Origin of the sequence: Collinsella aerofaciens, from assembly GCF_040910265.1 — a bacterium.
GTDB lineage: Bacteria > Actinomycetota > Coriobacteriia > Coriobacteriales > Coriobacteriaceae > Collinsella > Collinsella aerofaciens_BK.
Window position 1 is genome coordinate 53,157 of the sequence record NZ_JBDGAW010000004.1, and the last position, 16,832, is coordinate 69,988.

Sequence of the window (16,832 nt, forward strand, 5' to 3'; positions counted from 1 at the left end):
GAAGTATTATGGCGCGCTACGATTACAAGTGCTCGAGCTGCGGCAACGTGTTTGAGGTTGAACATCCCATGTCCGAGACCCCCGAGGTCGTGTGCCCGAGCTGCGGCGCTCCGGCCGCCAAGACGTTCTCGGCCAGCGGCATCAAGTTTGAGGGCAGTGGTTTCTACAACACCGACCAGCGCAGCGGTGGTTCCAGCACCAGCGCCACCAGCGGCTGCTGTGCTAACTGCCCGCATAGCCACTAGCAGCTGGCTCCCACCAAATCGAACAAATACGGCCCTGCGACCAAACAATCGGTCGCAGGGCCTTTTTTGTTGCCAGGGTAGCTAATTTGGGACGGGGCTATTTTAGCTACCCTATGTCAGGGTGAATGCTCCGGATGATTTTTCTGGGACGGGGATGAAAAAATCATTAGGTACACAATGATTTTTTCATCCCCGTCCCAGAAAAATCATCCGACAAGCGGGGGTAGCTAAAATAGCCCCGTCCCAAATTAGCTACCCTCAGGATCCGTATTAGTTGCGGACCAGTCTGGCGCAGAAGTGGCCGTCGTAGGAGTCGGCGTTTGTGGGGACGCTTTGGAAAAGGCCTCGGTCGTTTTGACGGACGGATACGAGCTTCTTGGCCTGCTCGAACTCGGGCAGCTGCAGGATCTGGGCTTCGGAGAGCGGCGCCACGGCAAAGACCTCGCCCTCGGGAGAGCTCAGGAACGCGTCCACCACCTGCGTGTTCTCCTCATCAAAGACCGAACAGGTGGCGTAGATAAGCTCACCGCCGGCAGCCACGCGCGCAGCAGCCTCTTTGAGCATCGTAAGCTGCAGTTTGGGCAGCTCAACCGTCACATCTTTTTCGGTCAGGCGCCACGGGATCTCGGGATGACGGCGCATGGTACCGGTGCCAGAGCACGGCGCATCGATAAAGACCGTGTCGAACTTAACCGGCTCGCCAAGCATGGCATCAAACGATGTGAGCACCTCATCAAGCTCGCAAGCATCACCCGAAACCGTACGAACGCCCTGAATACCGGCCTTATGCAGACGAGCGAGATTCAGATCGCACTTGCGATCATGCAGATCGAGCGCCGTATGCTGACGCTCATAGCCCGTACGCTTGGCCTGGCACATCATCACATAGGTCTTGGTGCCACGACCGGCACCAATCTCAAGGCAGCTACCAGGGCGCGTGGCAGCTGTGGCGATAAGTTGCGCGTTGAGATCAGATGCCACCGCGGCAGCACGCTCAAACACGCCCGACGCAACCGTGGCCTGCGCATCGACCGGAGCATGGCAGCCCGGGAAGACGGGTGCCACAAGCTGCGAGATATACGGATCCGGCTTGGTCGCAAATGCGTTCTCGTGTAGGGCGAGCGGAGCAGGCGCCAGATTTCCGGCAAAGTTGAGTGCACCCTCGGGCGTGTCGAAAGACGCCATAATGCGGGCGCACAGCCAACGCGGCAGACCCATCAGACGCGACAGACGCACCAAGCGGCGCTCGGACTCATCGGCATCGGACGCGGTGGCAAAATCCTCAACGTTATCCGCAACCTTGTGCAGCACCGCGTTAGCCAAGCCCGCGGCGGACTTAGCGCCGCTGCGAACAAGCTCAACGCCCTGGCTCACGGCAATGCGACCCGGCGTATGCAAGTAGAGCATCTCGAAGGCCGAAATGCGAAGCGCCATGCGCACACGCGGTGCAACCTTTTTGGGCTTATCCAGAAACTGGTCGAGCAGCTCATCCAAAATGCCCTGCGTTGCGGCAACGCCGAGCGCCAAACGCGCGGCAAAGGCGGAATCGCGCTGGTCAATAGCCTTGGCCGATGCGCGAGAGGACAGCACGTCACGCGCATACATGCCGCGGCGATCGGCCTCCATCAGCACATCGAGCGCAAGCTTGCGCGCGGGAGACAGCTTGCTCATGACAAAACACCCCACGAAAGATCGGCACCCTGCAGGCCAGCAGCCCAAGCAGAAGCGGCCATAGCACGCTTGCCATCAGGCTTAACCTCGAGCAACTCAACCGAGCCATCGGAAAGGCCAAGGTAAACACGCTTAGCCTGAACGAGAACCTGACCCTCGCCAAGCGACACATCAGCCGCCGCAGCATCGAGCACACGCACGGTCTTGCCGGCAATCACGCAACGAGCAGGCGCGGTATCGGACGAGGCCAGCACATGACGCACGCAATCAAGCGCCGCCATATGCGGATCCAAGCGCATCTCCTGCTTAGAAACCTTGGCAGCATGGGTAACGAGCGCCTCGTCCTGTTCGATCCACACGGCGGTGCCATCGGCAAGAGAAGGAAGCGTATCGGCAAGCAGTTTGCCGCCGAGCTCAGCGAGCTCCATAGTCAGCGCCTCGGCATGCTTACCGGCAACCGAGGTCGAGGCCTGCGCACAATAGGCGCCGGTATCCACGCCATGCCCAATGCGCATAATAGAAACGCCAGCAATCTCATCACCAGCAAGAATGGCACGCTGAATAGGTGCAGCCCCACGCCAACGAGGCAGCAGCGAAGCATGAACATTCACAATACCAAGCGGCGCCATATGCAGCACCTCATCGGGCAAAATGCAACCATAGGCTGCCACACAGAAAATATCAGCCTGCGCAGCCTTGAGCACCTCAACAACCTCAGGCGTCATACGATTAGCCTCAATGACCGGCAACCCCAGCTCCAGTGCCTTAGCCTTAACAGGAGACGGCTCTAGCTTCTTACCACGCCCACGAACAGCATCAGGACGAGTAACAACAAGCGCAATCTCATTCCCAGCCTCAACAAGCGAAGTCAGCGAAGGCACAGCAAAATCGGGCGTACCCATAAACACAATACGCATAAAGAACGTCTCCCCTCAACCAAAGCCGAGACGGCTACAAAGACCAGCGGAAAGCCAAGTCACCAGTCCATCCGCAATAACATTTCAACAAGAACAAATATACCCAAAACCAAAGAAAGAGCCGCAATAAAAGCAGCTCTTCCAACAAAGCACCTATCAGCGAAGACGCCCCTCCCTGGCCCAACGGCACCCGGGCGAACCGAGCCAGAACAACGCAGTCCCCGGTGCTGAGCGCCCACATATCGTCCCGCGCGCAGTTTCGCAGCAAAGCGAGAAAGTTTGAGCACGGGATGATATGTGGGCGCTCAGCACCGGGGACGGTGGGACCTACTCCGTCTCGCCCGGTCGAGCGCCGCGGGCCAGGGCGTCCTGGTACTCCTTGACGGCCTTGATCCTCTGCATCGGCTTCAGTCGCTCGAACATAGTGTTGCCATGCAGGTGATCGATCTCGTGCTGCAGGCACACGCAGAACAGGTCGCCCGAAGCCTCGTAGCGAATCAGGTTGGCATCCAAGTCGTACGCCTCGACGACGACATGGTCGGGACGCTCGATCTCGCAGCTAATGCCAGGGATGGAAAGGCAGCCCTCGCTAAAGGGCACCAGATGGTCACTCTGCTCAACAATGACGGGGTTAATGAGCACGTACGGGTCGTAGTCGTTCTTGTCGCTGTAGTCGCAGTCGATGGTGACGAGCTGAATAAGCTCGCCGATCTGCGGAGCAGCCAGGCCGCAGCCGCCGTTGTCGAACATCATCTTCTTCATCTTCTCGGCAAGCGCCTCGATCGCCGGGGTGATCTCCTCGATGACGGCACACTCCTGGCGCAAACGAGGGTCGGGCGACAGTACGATTCCGTTGGCTTCCATGGCCATCCTTTCAGGTTGTTACATCAAATCATAGGCGTCGACGTCAACGCTCACGCTCACGCCGCGCACGGAGCCCACCTCTTTGAGGCAGGCGTCGATATCATCAGAGACATGGTACCCCACGGGCGACTTCACAAGCAGATGGAAGCGGTAACGGTCCTTGGCTCTCTCGATTACACACGAAGCCGGGCCCAGCACCTGCGGCACGGCACTCCCCGCCCGCAAAAAATCGGGCGCGGCGGCATGCCAGCGGCGCTTAAGAAGCTTTGCGATGCGCCCGATATAATCCTGCGCATCGTCGCGGTTTGCAGACCACACCAAAATGTTAACCAGGCGCACGAACGGCGGATACAGTGCGTCGCGGCGCTGGTCCAGGTCGTAGTCGGTAAAGATCGAGCGATCGTGCTCGGCGACGGCGCGGATGACCGGATCCTCGGGCAGATACGTCTGGATGATGACCTCGCCAGGGCGATCGCCGCGACCGGCGCGACCGGCGACCTGCTCCAGCAAATCGTAGGCGCGCTCCCCTGCGCGGAAATCCGGCAGCTTGAGGGCGAAGTCAGCATTGACCACACCCACGAGCGTGACCTCGGGAAAGTCGAGGCCTTTGGCGATCATCTGGGTGCCCAGCAACACGGCGCAATCGGCCGCATCGAACTGCTCGAGCAGCTTTTTGTGCGCATCCTTGCCGCGCGTGGAATCGGCATCCATGCGGATGATGGCGACGTCCTCGGGCAGCATCTGGTGCAGTGCGTCCTCGATCTGCTGCGTGCCCAGCCCCATTTTTGCCAGGTAGCGACTGCCACATTTGGGGCAACGACTCGTGGGCGCGGGATACGGCTGCACGCGCCAAGACGAACCGCAGGTGTGACATTGCAGCGTGTGCGTGCGCTCGTGATACGTAAGCGCTGTGGAGCAGTGGTTGCAGGTGGGAACGCAGCCGCACTCGCGACACATCAGGAACGGCGCAAAGCCACGGCGGTTATGCAGCAACACGGCCTTCTCGCGGCGCTCGGCCACACGTTCCAATCCCTCCATCAAGGGTTTTGAGAACATGGAGCGGCTACCGTGCGAAAACTCGCGGCGCAGGTCGGCAATGCGGACCTCGGGCAGCACGGCGTGTCCCGGGCGCTCGGGCATCTCGACGCGCGTCCAAGTGGTGCCGTTATACGTTCCATGGCGGCAGTGGTCGAGGGCCTCGGCAGAAGGCGTGGCCGACCCCAGCACGAGCGGGCAGCGATAGCGGCGCGCCATCTCGGCTGCCACCTCGCGCGCATGGTAGCGCGGACTGGAGCCCTGCTTGTAACTAGTCTCGTGCTCCTCGTCGATGATGATGAGGCCCAAGTCGCTGAGCGGGCAAAAGAGCGCCGAGCGGGCGCCGACCACCACGCGGGCCGCACCGCTGGCGACCATATCCCACTGGTCGAGACGCTCGCCAGCAGAAAGACGCGAATGGAAAACGGCCACCGTCTCGCCAAAGCGCGAGCGGAAGCGGCCGACGGTCTGGGCCGTCAGCGAGATCTCGGGCACCAGCACGCAGGCAGAGCGACCGGCTGCGAGCACGCGCTCGATGGCGGAGAGGTAAACCTCGGTTTTGCCGGAGCCGGTGACGCCGTCGACCAACACCACGTCGCCATGAGCGTCCAGACGGGCGCGCTCAATCTGCGCGAGTGCCTGTTGCTGGCCGTTGGTAAGGGAGACCGGCGCCTTGCCGCTTGCCGAGGACAGCGTGGTCTGCTCGCTGCAGCCACGCCAGGCGCGGCGCTCCTCCACCACCACGACGCCGCGCTTTTCGAGCGCTTTGATGGTCGCCGACATGCTGTTATAGAGAAGATTAAGGTCGCGAGTCGTAACCGGGCCGCACTGCAGCGCCTCGATGAGCTGGCGCTGACGGACCGCGGTCTTGGGCGGCGTATAGTCAAAGCCTTCGGGCGTAAGCATCACCCAACGATTTTGGATAGGCTTGACGGCGGGCCGTTCAACAGTCCACGCATCGTCGTCGCCCTTGACCACATGCGGGCTGCCGCCCGGGGGCAAAAACAGGCGCAGGCACTCGGAAAGCGTCGCGACATACTCGCGGCTCATCCAGCGTGCGATGCGGGCAGCCTCGGCGGTAAAGAGCGGTTTGCTGAGGATGGCCTCGATGGGTTTAATGCGCGCGGGGTCGAGGGCGTTGTTGCCCTGCAGGTCGCCCAGCTCAGGGGCAATGTCGACGACATAGCCCGCGGCGGCACGGTTACCAAAGTGAACCAGGACCGTGGATCCGATCTGGACCTCGTTGGCAAGGGACTCGGGGATGCCGTAAGCAAACGGTTCCGACAGCGCACGGGTGGGGATGTCGAGGACCACGCTCGCGTAGGCGGCAGGGGGCTCGGGCGCAGGCTTAGACTGAGCCGAGGCAGCGGCAGGCTTGGGCTTCACCGGAGCTTCCTCCGGTTCCGGCGAACCAAACAGCGACAGTTGTTGAGCCATACGCCACCTCTAACGAACGGACCTGAAAGGGGTGGGACAAAATAATCAGTAGAGTTTGTCCCATGGCCGATACGAGTGTCGAGCTCGTTGCGTCACTCGAACATGGGACAAACACTACTGATTATTTTGTCCCAGCAACCCACTCATCGGTACAGAAACAAGAGCCCCGCTCGGGGGAACGGGGCTCGGATACATGCGTTTACGCGTCTACTATAGCGCCATCGTGCGGGCGCGGTCGATGCGTGCCAGGCAGTCGTCGCGGCCGACAAGCGCCATGGTCTCGCCCAGCGGGGGGCTCACCATGTTGCCGCAGACGGCGACGCGCACGGCCTGGAACACCACGCGCTTCTTAAGGTCCATCTGCTCGGGCAGCGGCTCAAGCGCGGCGTCGATGGCCTCGGCAGTCCACTTGTCCACGCCCTCGAGCGCGGCCTTGGCGGCATCCAGAATGACGCCCATGCCTTCCTTAGCCAGGCCCTTGTTAACGGATTTCTCGTCATACTCGAGCGTCTCGGCCGTAGCGAAGATGGGAGCGGCGACGGTCACGGCGTCGGCCGGCATCTTGGTGCGCGGCTTAACGATGGCAGCGAGCGCATCGATCCAGTCCTCGCCGTACTCGACATTACCCTCGATGAGACCCGCCTCGTGCAGCTCGGGGACCATGATTTCGTCGGCAAACTGAGCATCGGACATGCCGTTGATGTACTCAGCATTGACCCAATCGAGCTTCTTGGGATCGAAGGTCGCCGGGTTCTTGGAGATGCGGTCGAGCGAGAACTTGCTGGCCAGGACATCACGCGGGATGATCGTGGTCTCGCCGTCGAGCGACCAGCCGAGCAGCGCCAGGTAATTGACGAAGGCGTCGGACAGGTAGCCGGCGTCGCGGTACTCCTCCACCGAGGTGGCGCCGTGGCGCTTGGAGAGCTTCTTACCGTCGGCGCCCAGGATCATGGAGATGTGGGCGAACGTAGGCACGGGCGCGCCGAGGGCCTCGTAGACCATGATCTGACGCGGGGTGTTGGACAGGTGGTCGTCGCCGCGGATGACATGGGTAATCTTCATCATGGCGTCGTCGACGACGGTCGCGAAGTTGTACGTGGGCGTGCCATCGGAGCGGAAGATGACAAAGTCGTCGAGCTCCTTGGCGTCGAAGGTCACCTCGCCGTGGACGGCGTCGTGGATGACGACGTCGCCGCGGTCCTCGGGCACCTTGATGCGCAGGACGTAGGACTCGCCGGCCTCGATGCGGCGGCGGGCCTCCTCGGGATCAAGATCGCGGCAACGACGCTGATAGCCCTGGAAGGGGTCCTTGCGCTCCTGCGCGGCCTTGCGGTCGGCATCGAGCTGCTCCTTGGTGCAGAAGCAGGGATAGGCCTTGCCCTCATCCCAAAGCTTCTGGGCGGCCTGCTTGTACAGGTCCAGGCGCTCGGTCTGGGCATAGGGACCATAGTCGCCGCCCACCTCGGGGCCCTCGTCCCAGTCCAAGCCCAGCCAACGCATGGCGCGCAAAATGATCTGCGTGTTCTCGTCGGTGGAACGGGTGGGATCGGTGTCGTCGATGCGCAGAATGAACGTGCCGCCGTTTGCACGGGCGAAAGCCCAGTTATAGATAGCGGTGCGGGCGCCGCCGATGTGCAGCTTACCCGTCGGTGAGGGTGCAAAGCGGACGCGAACGTCTGATGCCATGGAAATCTCCTCGATTGCAGGATGGATGTCTAACCGCATCAGTATAAAGCATCAAAGCAACCTCCGCACAAAGGGCACCGACCAGTCATTGGGGACTACTCATTGGGGACAGACTTAAATGACCAATCGTTGTAGTCATTGGGGACATTCTTGGTTTAAGACTGGTCATTTAAGTCTGTCCCCAATGAGTAAAGTGCCGCAAGGGTGCGGAAAGGGTGTGAATGTTTGATTTACGCGCTATGATGTGCCCTTGCATAGAGAGCCCAGCGGAATGGTAACGGTCGCCGGGACACGTTTTTGAAAGGACAATCATGTCAGAAGAACTTCGTTCCATCCCACCCCAACACGGGTCCTTTGTATTTACGTCGGAATCGGTGACCGAGGGCCATCCCGATAAGATCGCTGACCAGATCAGCGACGCCGTACTCGACGCAATCCTCGCCAAAGAAATAGAGCTCCAGGAGCAGGGCTATATTGCGCCCAACGGCGTGCCCGCCAACGTGGAGAACGTCCGCTGCGCCTGCGAGACCCTCGTGACCACCGGCACCGTCATCGTTGCCGGCGAGATCCGTACCCAGGCCTACGTCGATGTGCAGGAAATCGCCCGCGGCGTCATCCGCCGCATTGGCTACAACCGCGCCAAGTTCGGTTTTGACTGCGACACCTGCGGCGTCATGAGCCTCATCCACGAGCAGTCACCCGACATCGCCCAGGGCGTCGACGAGTCGTTTGAGACCCAGACCGGCGCCACCACCGACCCGATCGACTTGATCGGCGCCGGCGACCAGGGCATGATGTTCGGTTACGCCTCCAACGAGACCAAGACCTTAATGCCCATGCCGCACTACCTTGCCAGCCGCTTGGCCGAGCGCCTGGCAGCCGTGCGCCACGACGGCACCCTGGCCTATCTGCGCCCCGACGGCAAGACCCAGGTCACCGTGCGTTACGATGATGGCAAGCCCGTCGAGGTCACGACCATCGTCATCTCCACGCAGCACGCCGCCGAGATCGAGGACATGGGCAAGATCAAGGCCGACCTCATCGAGCACGTCATCACCCCGGTCATGGCCGCCGAGAACATGCCGTGGGACAACGCGGAGATCTACGTGAACCCCACCGGTCGCTTTGTCGTGGGCGGCCCCATGGGCGACACGGGCCTCACCGGCCGCAAGATCATCGTCGACACCTACGGCGGCTACGGCCGTCACGGCGGTGGCGCCTTTAGCGGCAAGGACTGCACCAAGGTCGACCGTTCCGCCGCGTATGCCGCGCGCTGGGTCGCTAAGAACGTGGTCGCCGCCGGTCTGGCCGACTGCTGTGAAGTCGAGCTCGCCTACGCCATCGGCGTTTCCAAACCCCTCTCAATCATGGTCGACACCTTCGGTACCGCGCATGTTGCCGAGGACAAGATCGTCGAGGCCGTCGAGAAGACCTTCGACCTGCGCCCGGGCGCAATCATCCGCGACCTGGACCTGCGTCGCCCCATCTACGAAAAGACGGCAGCCTACGGTCACTTCGGCCGCGAAGACGCCGACTTCACCTGGGAGAATACCGACCGAGTCGAAGAACTCAAAGCAGCCTGTGGCCTGTAAATAGGTTCGCAGAGCCCAGACAGCAAAGCATTAGAACCAAAAGAAGTACCGGCCCCAACCGGTACTTCTTTTTTTACACGGTGGTGTGAATATTTCGATGCGCAATGAACAGCACGTCCCCAGCTGATAAATTTTGACATCCAGCCACTCCAACCATGTATCCTAAGTTCTGAGGGCTTTGGTATTTGGTCGGTCGCGAGTTCCGCACGAGCCGGAGGCCACTTAATTTGGCCTCCGTGCGAGCCAGGACTGTAGAGCAGGCGACCAAATACCAAAGCCCTCGGAACGACGGGATAGAACAGGAGCGCATATGGCAGGCAAGCCGCAAACACTAGCTACGACCTCGGCATTCGAGATCTTGGGGCCCGTCATGGTCGGCCCCAGCTCATCGCACACCGCCGGCGCCCTGCGCTGCGCCCAAGTTGCCGCCAGCCTGCTGGAAGGCCGCATCACCAAAGCCACCTTTGGCCTGTGGAACTCCTTCGCCCACACCTACCACGGCCACGGCACCGATCGTGCGCTCGTCGCGGGCATCCTAGGCCTCGACACCGATGACGAGAATATCAAGCAGGCCTTCGACCTCGCTCGCGAGCAGGGCCTCGAATATCACTTTGACATCAAGGGCGACGACGCCTCCATCCACCCCAATACCGTCGACATTGACATGGTAGACGACACGGGCGCCACGGCACAGGTCCGCGGCGAGAGCCTGGGCGGCGGCAAGATGCGCATCAGCCGCATTAACGGCGTCGGCGTCGACATCTCGGGCATGTATTCCACGCTCTTCGTGGCGCACAAGGACGTCCCCGGCGTGCTCGCCGCGCTCACGAACCTGCTCGCCTACGCCCATGTAAACATCGCGTTTTGCCGTACCTACCGCACCGAGGTGGGCGGCCAGGCCTACTCCGTCTTTGAGACCGACGGCGCGCCCGACGACACCGTCGTCCCCATGCTACGCAAGCTCGACAATGTCGATTACGCAACGTTTATCGAGCTCCCCGGTTCTGCCTCGTCGCTCTCTCCCGGCGTCTCGGCCAAGGAGATCTTCGACGACGGTGAGCAGCTGCTCGATGCGTGCGAGGAACTGGGGCTCAGCATCGGCGCCGTTATGGCCGTGCGCGAGGCGCGCCTGACCGGCGAGGCGCACGCCGTCGCCGCCATGCGCCGCGTGCTCGACGTCATGCGCGAGGAGACCACGGCCCCCATCGCCAATCCGCAGCGTTCGCTCGGCGGGCTTATCGGCGGCGAGGCCAAGCTCGTCGAAGCAACCCGCCGCAACGATTTGAGCACGAGCCTGATGGGCACCGTCCAGACCGACGCCGTGGCCCGCGCGATGGCCGTGCTCGAGCGCTCCGCCACGATGGGCGTGATCGTCGCCGCCCCCACGGCAGGCTCCGCGGGTGTCGTGCCCGGCTGCGTGCTGGCGCTCGCCGATCACCTGCAGCTCGATGACGAGCAGGTCATGGACGCACTCTACTGCGCAGCCGCCATCGGCCTCAACCTCACCACGAGCGCCTGCGTCGCCGGCGCCGAGGGCGGCTGCCAAGCCGAGGTCGGAAGCGCCGCCGCCATGGCGGCCGCCGCGCTGGTGCAGATGCTCGGCGGCACGCCCGAGCAGGCGCTCGACGCCAGTTCCATCGCGCTGAGTAACCTGCTGGGCCTCGTTTGTGACCCCGTCGGTGGCCTCGTGGAGGTGCCCTGCCAAAACCGCAACGCCATCGGCGTGGCAGCGGCCTTTAGTTCGGCACAACTCGCCCTCGCAGGCATTAAAAGCTTGGTGCCGTTTGACCAGATGGCACATGTCATGCTATCGGTGGGCCACGCGTTGCCGGCCACGCTGCGCGAGACGGCAAAGGGCGGCATCGCGCAGGCTCCGGCCGCACTTTCAGCCTGTGCAAAATGCGGCGTGTGCGGATAGCGGCAAAGAACGACTCAAAGGTGGGACAAATGTCCCACCTCTTTTGAATGCCACCGTTTCCGTACCACAAACAGCAGGGCAATCGCTATAATGCAAGCCCAGTAAAAACACGATGAGCCGCAAGGCGAAAATCGAAGGATATGCATACGATGTCGCAAAACGATCGAACTCAACTGATTCCCGATCCGCAGCAGCCGAGCAGGCACACCGGCGGCGTTCAGTCGCCGCATCCTATCGCGCCGAGCCACGGTCAGCAGCGTAGTGCAGCAAACGCTTCCCAACACCCGAACCAACAGCGACAGCAGCGTCAACAACGTCAGCAGCGCCAGGCAAACGGCAATGCGCCCAAGCAGCCCCCCACGCACGCTCGAGGCGATCGCGGCCCCGCGCGCAAACCCGCCGAGAACAATAAGTCGGGCAAAAAGACGACGTTATTTGTCGTCCTGGGCCTAATCGTCATTGTCTATATCGTAGGCGTCGTAGCGTTTTCGCAGGTAGCCTACCCCAACACCACCATCGCCGGCGTCGACGTCTCGTTCTCCAACGCTTCGTCTGCCGCCACCAAGGTCAATTCGGCATGGAAGCACTATAAGCTCGCCGTGACAGGCGATGACTTTAGCTGGACCTATCAGCCCGAGTCCGATGAGCCCATCGTCGACGGCGAAGCTGCCGCAAAAGAAATCATCAGCCACAACGAAGCCTTTATATGGCCGGTCCGTCTTGTGGAATCCTTAAGCGGCAAAACCAAAACAACCGCTACCTCCAACGAAGTCGATCTTGATCAAGACGTCGACCTGTCCATGCTTTCCGACACCTTTGACCAAAAGAAGTTTGAGAAGGATCTGGGCGCCGCCATCGACGAGTTTAACGAGGGGCGTTCGGGCACGTTCGAGGCCAATAGCTCCTATGACGAGCAAGCGGGCAAGTTTACCGTCGAGAAGGCGCGCTCCAACGAAAAACTCAACCGCGAGCATGTCATCAAGTATGTCGAGCTCGAGCTTGCCTCACTGGCCGAGTCCGTAGATCTTTCCATGCTCGGCAACGATGCCTATGAGCCACTCAATGGAACGCTGACAGATGATCAGATTCAGGCCGCATGCGATGCCGCCAACAACTTCCTGGGCGTCAACGTGACCCTCAAGCTCAACGGCGAGGATGCCGGCAAGGTTGATGGCAGCTCCGTGTTGCAGTGGATCAGCTTTGCCGATCCCGCCAACCCCACGCTCGATACTTCGCAGATCAGTAGCTGGGCAGCCGAGCTCGCCAACGGCTTTAATACCGTGGGCTCCACTCGCTGGTGGACGCGCGCCGATGGCAAGCAGTGCGCCGTCGAAGGCGGCGACTTTGGTTGGTCCATCGACAGCAGCTCGCTCGCCAAGCAGGTCGAGGACGCCATTAACAACAAGCAGGCCGGCGAGATCGAGATCAAGTACTCCCAGAAGGCCGACACCTTTACCGCAAAGGGAGAGCCCGACTGGAAGGCGTATATCGACGTCGACCTGTCCGAGCAGCACGCGCGCTACTATGACGAGAGCGGAAATATCGTTTGGGAGGCCAACTTTATCTCGGGCAAGCCGGGCGAGGACGCCACGCCCGAGGGCGTCTGGCAGATCAACAGCAACGACGGCGGCAGTACCCTGATCGGAGCCAAGGACCCCGAGACCGGTAAGCCCAAATACGAAAGCCCGGTGAGCTACTGGATGCCGTTCGAGGGCAATATGATCGGCTTCCACGATGCCACCTGGCAAAACGACAAGAGCTTCGATAACGCCGAGTCGTACAAATGGTGCGGCAGCCACGGTTGCATCAACCTGCGCCTGGCAGACGCCAAGGCACTTCACGACTGCATCAAAGTCGGCCTGTGCGTGGTTGTCCACTCGTAGTGCAACGCGCGCATTCCTACAACGTGGAACCGCTGCGACCAATCTAACAGTTCCGAAAGAAACCGTCCTATGCGCCCGCCCCAACCGGTGGGCGCATATAATTATCGAGGTTCTTTCTATAAAGGAGACGCTATGCCGAATGTCCCCACCATTACCCCGGGCCCGGATGATACCGAGCACACGCCCGAAGGTGCCACCGAAACGATTCCTCTGATTACAAACGTGCATGCCGATAAGCAGAACGGACGCGCGAACGATGCGGCCGAGATTTCCGATGAAGAGGCATACGCCAAGCTCAAGGCAAAACGTGCCGAACGTCGGCGCAAAAAGCTGATTCGACGCGGTATTGCCGCCGGCGTCGTGGGTGCCATCGCGCTCATTGCCATTGTCGCAACCCTGGTTATCAATGCGCAGCCACAGGGCGCTAGCGAGCCTGTGACCGACATGGTGACCGAGGGCACGTTTACCACAACGGTCGAGGCGAAAGGCCAGCTCAAACCCATTTCGTCCTCAGTGGTCTCCCCTTCTGTCGACGGCACGGTCGATTCGATCAACGTTCAGCCGGGCCAATCCGTTAACGAGGGCGACGTGCTTATGACCATTAAAAACGACGAGCTCGATCGCAACGTTGCCGAGGCGCAGCGTGCAGTTGCAGCCGCCCAGGAAGACCTCACCAACGCGCAGAAAGCCGCCGCTGCCGCGCAGGCCACCCCAACGACGGACGATGATGGAGCTTCCGCAGCAGCTGGCATCACCGCCGCATCAGCGGACACAAACGCCGTATCGGCCGCACAGCGCAGCCTCGCATCGGCCCAGGCAAACCTCGATCAGGCGAACGCCAAGGCAGCCAGCCGTACGGTCACGGCCCCGAGCTCGGGTAGCATCGTGGAGCTCAACGCCAAGGTGGGCGCCACGGTAACAGGCGGCATGATCATGGGCGAAAGCGATACGAGCGGCGGCAAGCAGTGCATGCAAATCGCCGACCTATCCAAGATGAAGGTGACCGTGCAGGTAGGCGAAAAGGACATCGCCAAGATCGCCGTTGGGCAGAGCGCCAACGTCACGTATCCCGCGTTTCCCGATATCGTGAGCCAGGGCACCGTCACGGCTATCGCATCGGTGGCAAACTCCGACGCCGCCAACGGTGGCGGCGGCAGCGTAACCTTTAACGTCGACATTCTCATTGAGGCGCCCGACGCGCGCCTGAAGCCGGGCATGACGGCCGAGGTATCGGTGGTGACCGAGCAGCTCGACGACGTGGTGATGGTGCCGACGATGGCGCTCATGACCGAAGACGGCGAACACTATTACGTCAACGTGGCAACCGATGACGAGGGCAAGCATACCCGTCGCGTGAAGGTGACCGTCGTGACGCAAAACGACAACGAAGCCGTAGTCGGCAAGACACAGGTAAAGCGCGACGACCAGGGCAACGAGATCAACCCCAACGTGCCGGTTACCAAGCTGCGCGATGGCGACACCCTCGTCATGGACACCGGAGCGGACGCAACGGCTGACGGCGGCTACAGCACGGATTCGGGCAGCATGTCTGACGACGAGGGCATGTAATGCGTCCCGTTATCGACATCCGCAACGTGCACCGCATTTTTGAGAGCGAGGCGGGTTGCGCCCACATCCTGCACAACGTGAGCCTGGCGGTAGAACCCGGCGAGTTCGTCGCCATTACCGGCCCTTCGGGCTCGGGCAAGTCAACGCTCATGAACATCCTGGGCTGCCTGGACAAACCGACGGCGGGCGACTATTACCTGCAAGGGCTCAACGTGGCCGAGCTCGATGATGACGAGCTCACCGAAGTCCGCGCCCTGAGCATTGGCTTTGTCTTTCAGAGCTTCAACCTGCTGCCGCGCCTGTCGGTTATCGAAAACGTCATGCTGCCGCTGGCCTACACCAATGTGCCCCGTAGCCAGCGCGAAATGCGCGCCGTTCACGCGCTGCAGGCTGTCACGCTGCCCGTCGACCACTGGGACCACCGCATATCCGAGCTCTCGGGCGGCCAGATGCAGCGCGTCGCAATCGCGCGCGCCCTCGTCAATGACCCGCCCATCATCCTGGCCGATGAGCCGACGGGAAACCTGGACTCCGCTACCGGAGCGCTTGTGATGGAGACCTTCCATAAGCTCCAGAAGCGCGGCAAAACCATCGTGCTTATCACACACGACCCCGGCATCGCCGCCGAGGCCGACCGTGCCGTGACCATCCGCGACGGTCGCATTCACGATGGCGCGTATATTCCACATGCACCGCGGACCCTGCGCAGCGCCGTGGATAGCCTGCCCATGATTTCCGCCTCCGCCAACCCGCCGAAAGGAGAGATGGCATGAGCGCCCGCGATCTCATCCAGGAAGCCCTTCACTCGCTCGAGGCCAACAAGGGGCGCAGCCTGCTCACCATCCTGGGCATTGTCATCGGCATCGCCTCGGTTATCGCCATGACTTCGCTCATCGGCGGCATCCAAAACAGCCTGGTCAACAGCCTGGGCCTCAATGCGGCACGCATGGTGCAAATCTATTCGTCGCAAGAACTCACAGAGTCGGACATCGAGAAGCTTCAAAAACTGGTGCCGCAGATAGAGCAGATCGGCATTGTCGACAGCGCGTATACCGAGTACAAGACCGGCGATAAAAGCTATACCGTCATGGCACAGGGTGTCGATAGCGACATGCTCGACGCCGTGGGGGCCGGAAAGCTCGTTGCGGGGCGTACCTATTCCCAGGCCGAGTCTCAATCAGGCTCGCGCGTGGCGCTCATCAGCCGCGGCGGCGCCGATCAGCTTTACGGCAACGAACAGGATGCGCTGGGGAAAACCATCAAGGTGTCCAACGGCGAGGTGCAGATTGTCGGCGTGATTGACGGCGGCAGCGACTCCATGGGCTCGCTCACGCTGTATATGCCACGCGAAACCATCTCCGGCCTGTTTGGCGACGAGAATCCTTCATTCCCCAGCGTAACGGCGCTCGCCGCCGAGGGCACAGACATGGATGAGCTCTGCAAGACCATCGAGTCCAAGGTGCGCGCGATGAAGGGCATCGAGGAGGAGGATGAGTACAACAGTGTATCGGCGACCTCCATGAAAAGCGCCATCGATGCACTCAACTCCTTTATGGGCGCGTTTTCGCTCATCATGGGTGCTGTCGCCAGCATCTCGCTGCTTGTCGGCGGTATCGGCATTATGAATATGATGCTTACCAACGTAACGGAGCGCATTCGCGAGATCGGCATCCGCCGCGCTCTGGGCGCCAGTCGTCGTGATATCACCGCGCAGTTTTTGGCCGAGTCCTCGGCGCTGTGCGTCACCGGCGGACTGTTGGGTGTCCTGATTGGCTATCTGCTGGCATGGGGACTCACGTTCTTTGCCGCAAGCTCGGGCATCATGAGCGAGTTTGGAGCTACCGGGACGATCACGCCAAGCTTCTCCATTACGACAGTGTTGATCGCGTTTGCCGTATCGGTCGGCATCGGTGTAATCTTTGGCTTCTACCCCGCTCGCCGCGCAGCAAAGCTCGACCCGGTGGAGTGCCTACGCTACCAGTAAGCCACCACCAACAAGTTGCGGTGAATTAGGG

The 16,832-nt window shown here is 61.3% G+C and carries 12 protein-coding genes; 7 read left to right on the plus strand and 5 right to left on the minus strand.

What is annotated here, in order from left to right:
• Window positions 1-8: 8 nt before the first annotated feature.
• Entirely contained in the window at window positions 9-245 is a 237-nt protein-coding gene (locus AB5Z14_RS03140) for an FmdB family zinc ribbon protein (protein ID WP_055310612.1), read from the plus strand.
• Between the two features lie 270 nt (window positions 246-515).
• On the opposite strand, the gene AB5Z14_RS03145 is transcribed toward AB5Z14_RS03140, so the two are convergent.
• From AB5Z14_RS03145 to gltX, 5 genes are all read right to left on the minus strand, one after another.
• Window positions 516-1,916 (minus strand): RsmB/NOP family class I SAM-dependent RNA methyltransferase, encoded by a 1,401-nt coding sequence (locus AB5Z14_RS03145; protein ID WP_368130236.1) that lies wholly within the window; start codon window positions 1,914-1,916, stop codon window positions 516-518.
• The gene (gene fmt / locus AB5Z14_RS03150) at window positions 1,913-2,833 is read right to left on the minus strand and encodes a methionyl-tRNA formyltransferase (RefSeq protein WP_368130237.1); all 921 of its coding nucleotides are present in this window, start codon (window positions 2,831-2,833) and stop codon (window positions 1,913-1,915) included. Before fmt ends, AB5Z14_RS03145 begins: the two co-directional genes overlap by 4 nt.
• 327 nt (window positions 2,834-3,160) lie before the next feature.
• Window positions 3,161-3,697 (minus strand): peptide deformylase, encoded by a 537-nt coding sequence (def, locus tag AB5Z14_RS03155; protein WP_117635192.1) that lies wholly within the window; start codon window positions 3,695-3,697, stop codon window positions 3,161-3,163.
• Between the two features lie 18 nt (window positions 3,698-3,715).
• The gene (priA, locus tag AB5Z14_RS03160) at window positions 3,716-6,169 is read right to left on the minus strand and encodes a replication restart helicase PriA (protein ID WP_368130238.1); all 2,454 of its coding nucleotides are present in this window, start codon (window positions 6,167-6,169) and stop codon (window positions 3,716-3,718) included.
• 210 nt (window positions 6,170-6,379) lie between these two features.
• Window positions 6,380-7,855: a glutamate--tRNA ligase gene (gene gltX / locus AB5Z14_RS03165; protein ID WP_368130239.1), complete on the minus strand. Its 1,476-nt coding sequence runs from the start codon at window positions 7,853-7,855 to the stop codon at window positions 6,380-6,382.
• Between the two features lie 311 nt (window positions 7,856-8,166).
• On the opposite strand from gltX, the gene metK reads away from it, so the two are divergent.
• From metK to AB5Z14_RS03195, 6 genes are all read left to right on the plus strand, one after another.
• Entirely contained in the window at window positions 8,167-9,447 is a 1,281-nt protein-coding gene (gene metK / locus AB5Z14_RS03170; RefSeq protein ID WP_368130240.1) for a methionine adenosyltransferase, read from the plus strand.
• Between the two features lie 310 nt (window positions 9,448-9,757).
• Window positions 9,758-11,365 (plus strand): L-serine ammonia-lyase, iron-sulfur-dependent, subunit alpha, encoded by a 1,608-nt coding sequence (gene sdaAA, locus AB5Z14_RS03175; protein ID WP_271738709.1) that lies wholly within the window; start codon window positions 9,758-9,760, stop codon window positions 11,363-11,365.
• Between the two features lie 149 nt (window positions 11,366-11,514).
• On the plus strand, window positions 11,515-13,248 hold the full coding sequence (locus AB5Z14_RS03180) for a L,D-transpeptidase (protein ID WP_368130241.1): 1,734 nt from the start codon (window positions 11,515-11,517) through the stop codon (window positions 13,246-13,248).
• A 132-nt stretch (window positions 13,249-13,380) separates the two neighbouring features.
• Window positions 13,381-14,817 carry an efflux RND transporter periplasmic adaptor subunit gene (locus tag AB5Z14_RS03185; protein ID WP_368130242.1) on the plus strand — a complete coding sequence of 479 codons (1,437 nt, stop codon included), beginning with the start codon at window positions 13,381-13,383 and terminating at the stop codon, window positions 14,815-14,817.
• A complete protein-coding gene (locus AB5Z14_RS03190; RefSeq protein ID WP_138340805.1) occupies window positions 14,817-15,590 on the plus strand; it encodes an ABC transporter ATP-binding protein in 774 nt (257 codons plus the stop codon). The genes AB5Z14_RS03185 and AB5Z14_RS03190 overlap by 1 nt, the downstream gene beginning before the upstream one ends.
• Window positions 15,587-16,801 (plus strand): ABC transporter permease, encoded by a 1,215-nt coding sequence (locus AB5Z14_RS03195; protein WP_368130243.1) that lies wholly within the window; start codon window positions 15,587-15,589, stop codon window positions 16,799-16,801. Before AB5Z14_RS03190 ends, AB5Z14_RS03195 begins: the two co-directional genes overlap by 4 nt.
• The last annotated feature ends 31 nt before the right edge of the window (window positions 16,802-16,832 follow it).

Excerpts from the sequence above, each read along its gene's own strand:
- AB5Z14_RS03140 (WP_055310612.1), top strand. The coding sequence starts at position 9 with ATGGCGCGCTACGATTACAAGTGCTCGAGCTGCGGCAACGTGTTTGAG.
- AB5Z14_RS03145 (WP_368130236.1), bottom strand. The coding sequence starts at position 1,916 with ATGAGCAAGCTGTCTCCCGCGCGCAAGCTTGCGCTCGATGTGCTGATG.
- fmt (WP_368130237.1), bottom strand. The coding sequence starts at position 2,833 with ATGCGTATTGTGTTTATGGGTACGCCCGATTTTGCTGTGCCTTCGCTG.
- def (WP_117635192.1), bottom strand. The coding sequence starts at position 3,697 with ATGGAAGCCAACGGAATCGTACTGTCGCCCGACCCTCGTTTGCGCCAG.
- priA (WP_368130238.1), bottom strand. The coding sequence starts at position 6,169 with ATGGCTCAACAACTGTCGCTGTTTGGTTCGCCGGAACCGGAGGAAGCT.
- gltX (WP_368130239.1), bottom strand. The coding sequence starts at position 7,855 with ATGGCATCAGACGTTCGCGTCCGCTTTGCACCCTCACCGACGGGTAAG.
- metK (WP_368130240.1), top strand. The coding sequence starts at position 8,167 with ATGTCAGAAGAACTTCGTTCCATCCCACCCCAACACGGGTCCTTTGTA.
- sdaAA (WP_271738709.1), top strand. The coding sequence starts at position 9,758 with ATGGCAGGCAAGCCGCAAACACTAGCTACGACCTCGGCATTCGAGATC.
- AB5Z14_RS03180 (WP_368130241.1), top strand. The coding sequence starts at position 11,515 with ATGTCGCAAAACGATCGAACTCAACTGATTCCCGATCCGCAGCAGCCG.
- AB5Z14_RS03185 (WP_368130242.1), top strand. The coding sequence starts at position 13,381 with ATGCCGAATGTCCCCACCATTACCCCGGGCCCGGATGATACCGAGCAC.
- AB5Z14_RS03190 (WP_138340805.1), top strand. The coding sequence starts at position 14,817 with ATGCGTCCCGTTATCGACATCCGCAACGTGCACCGCATTTTTGAGAGC.
- AB5Z14_RS03195 (WP_368130243.1), top strand. The coding sequence starts at position 15,587 with ATGAGCGCCCGCGATCTCATCCAGGAAGCCCTTCACTCGCTCGAGGCC.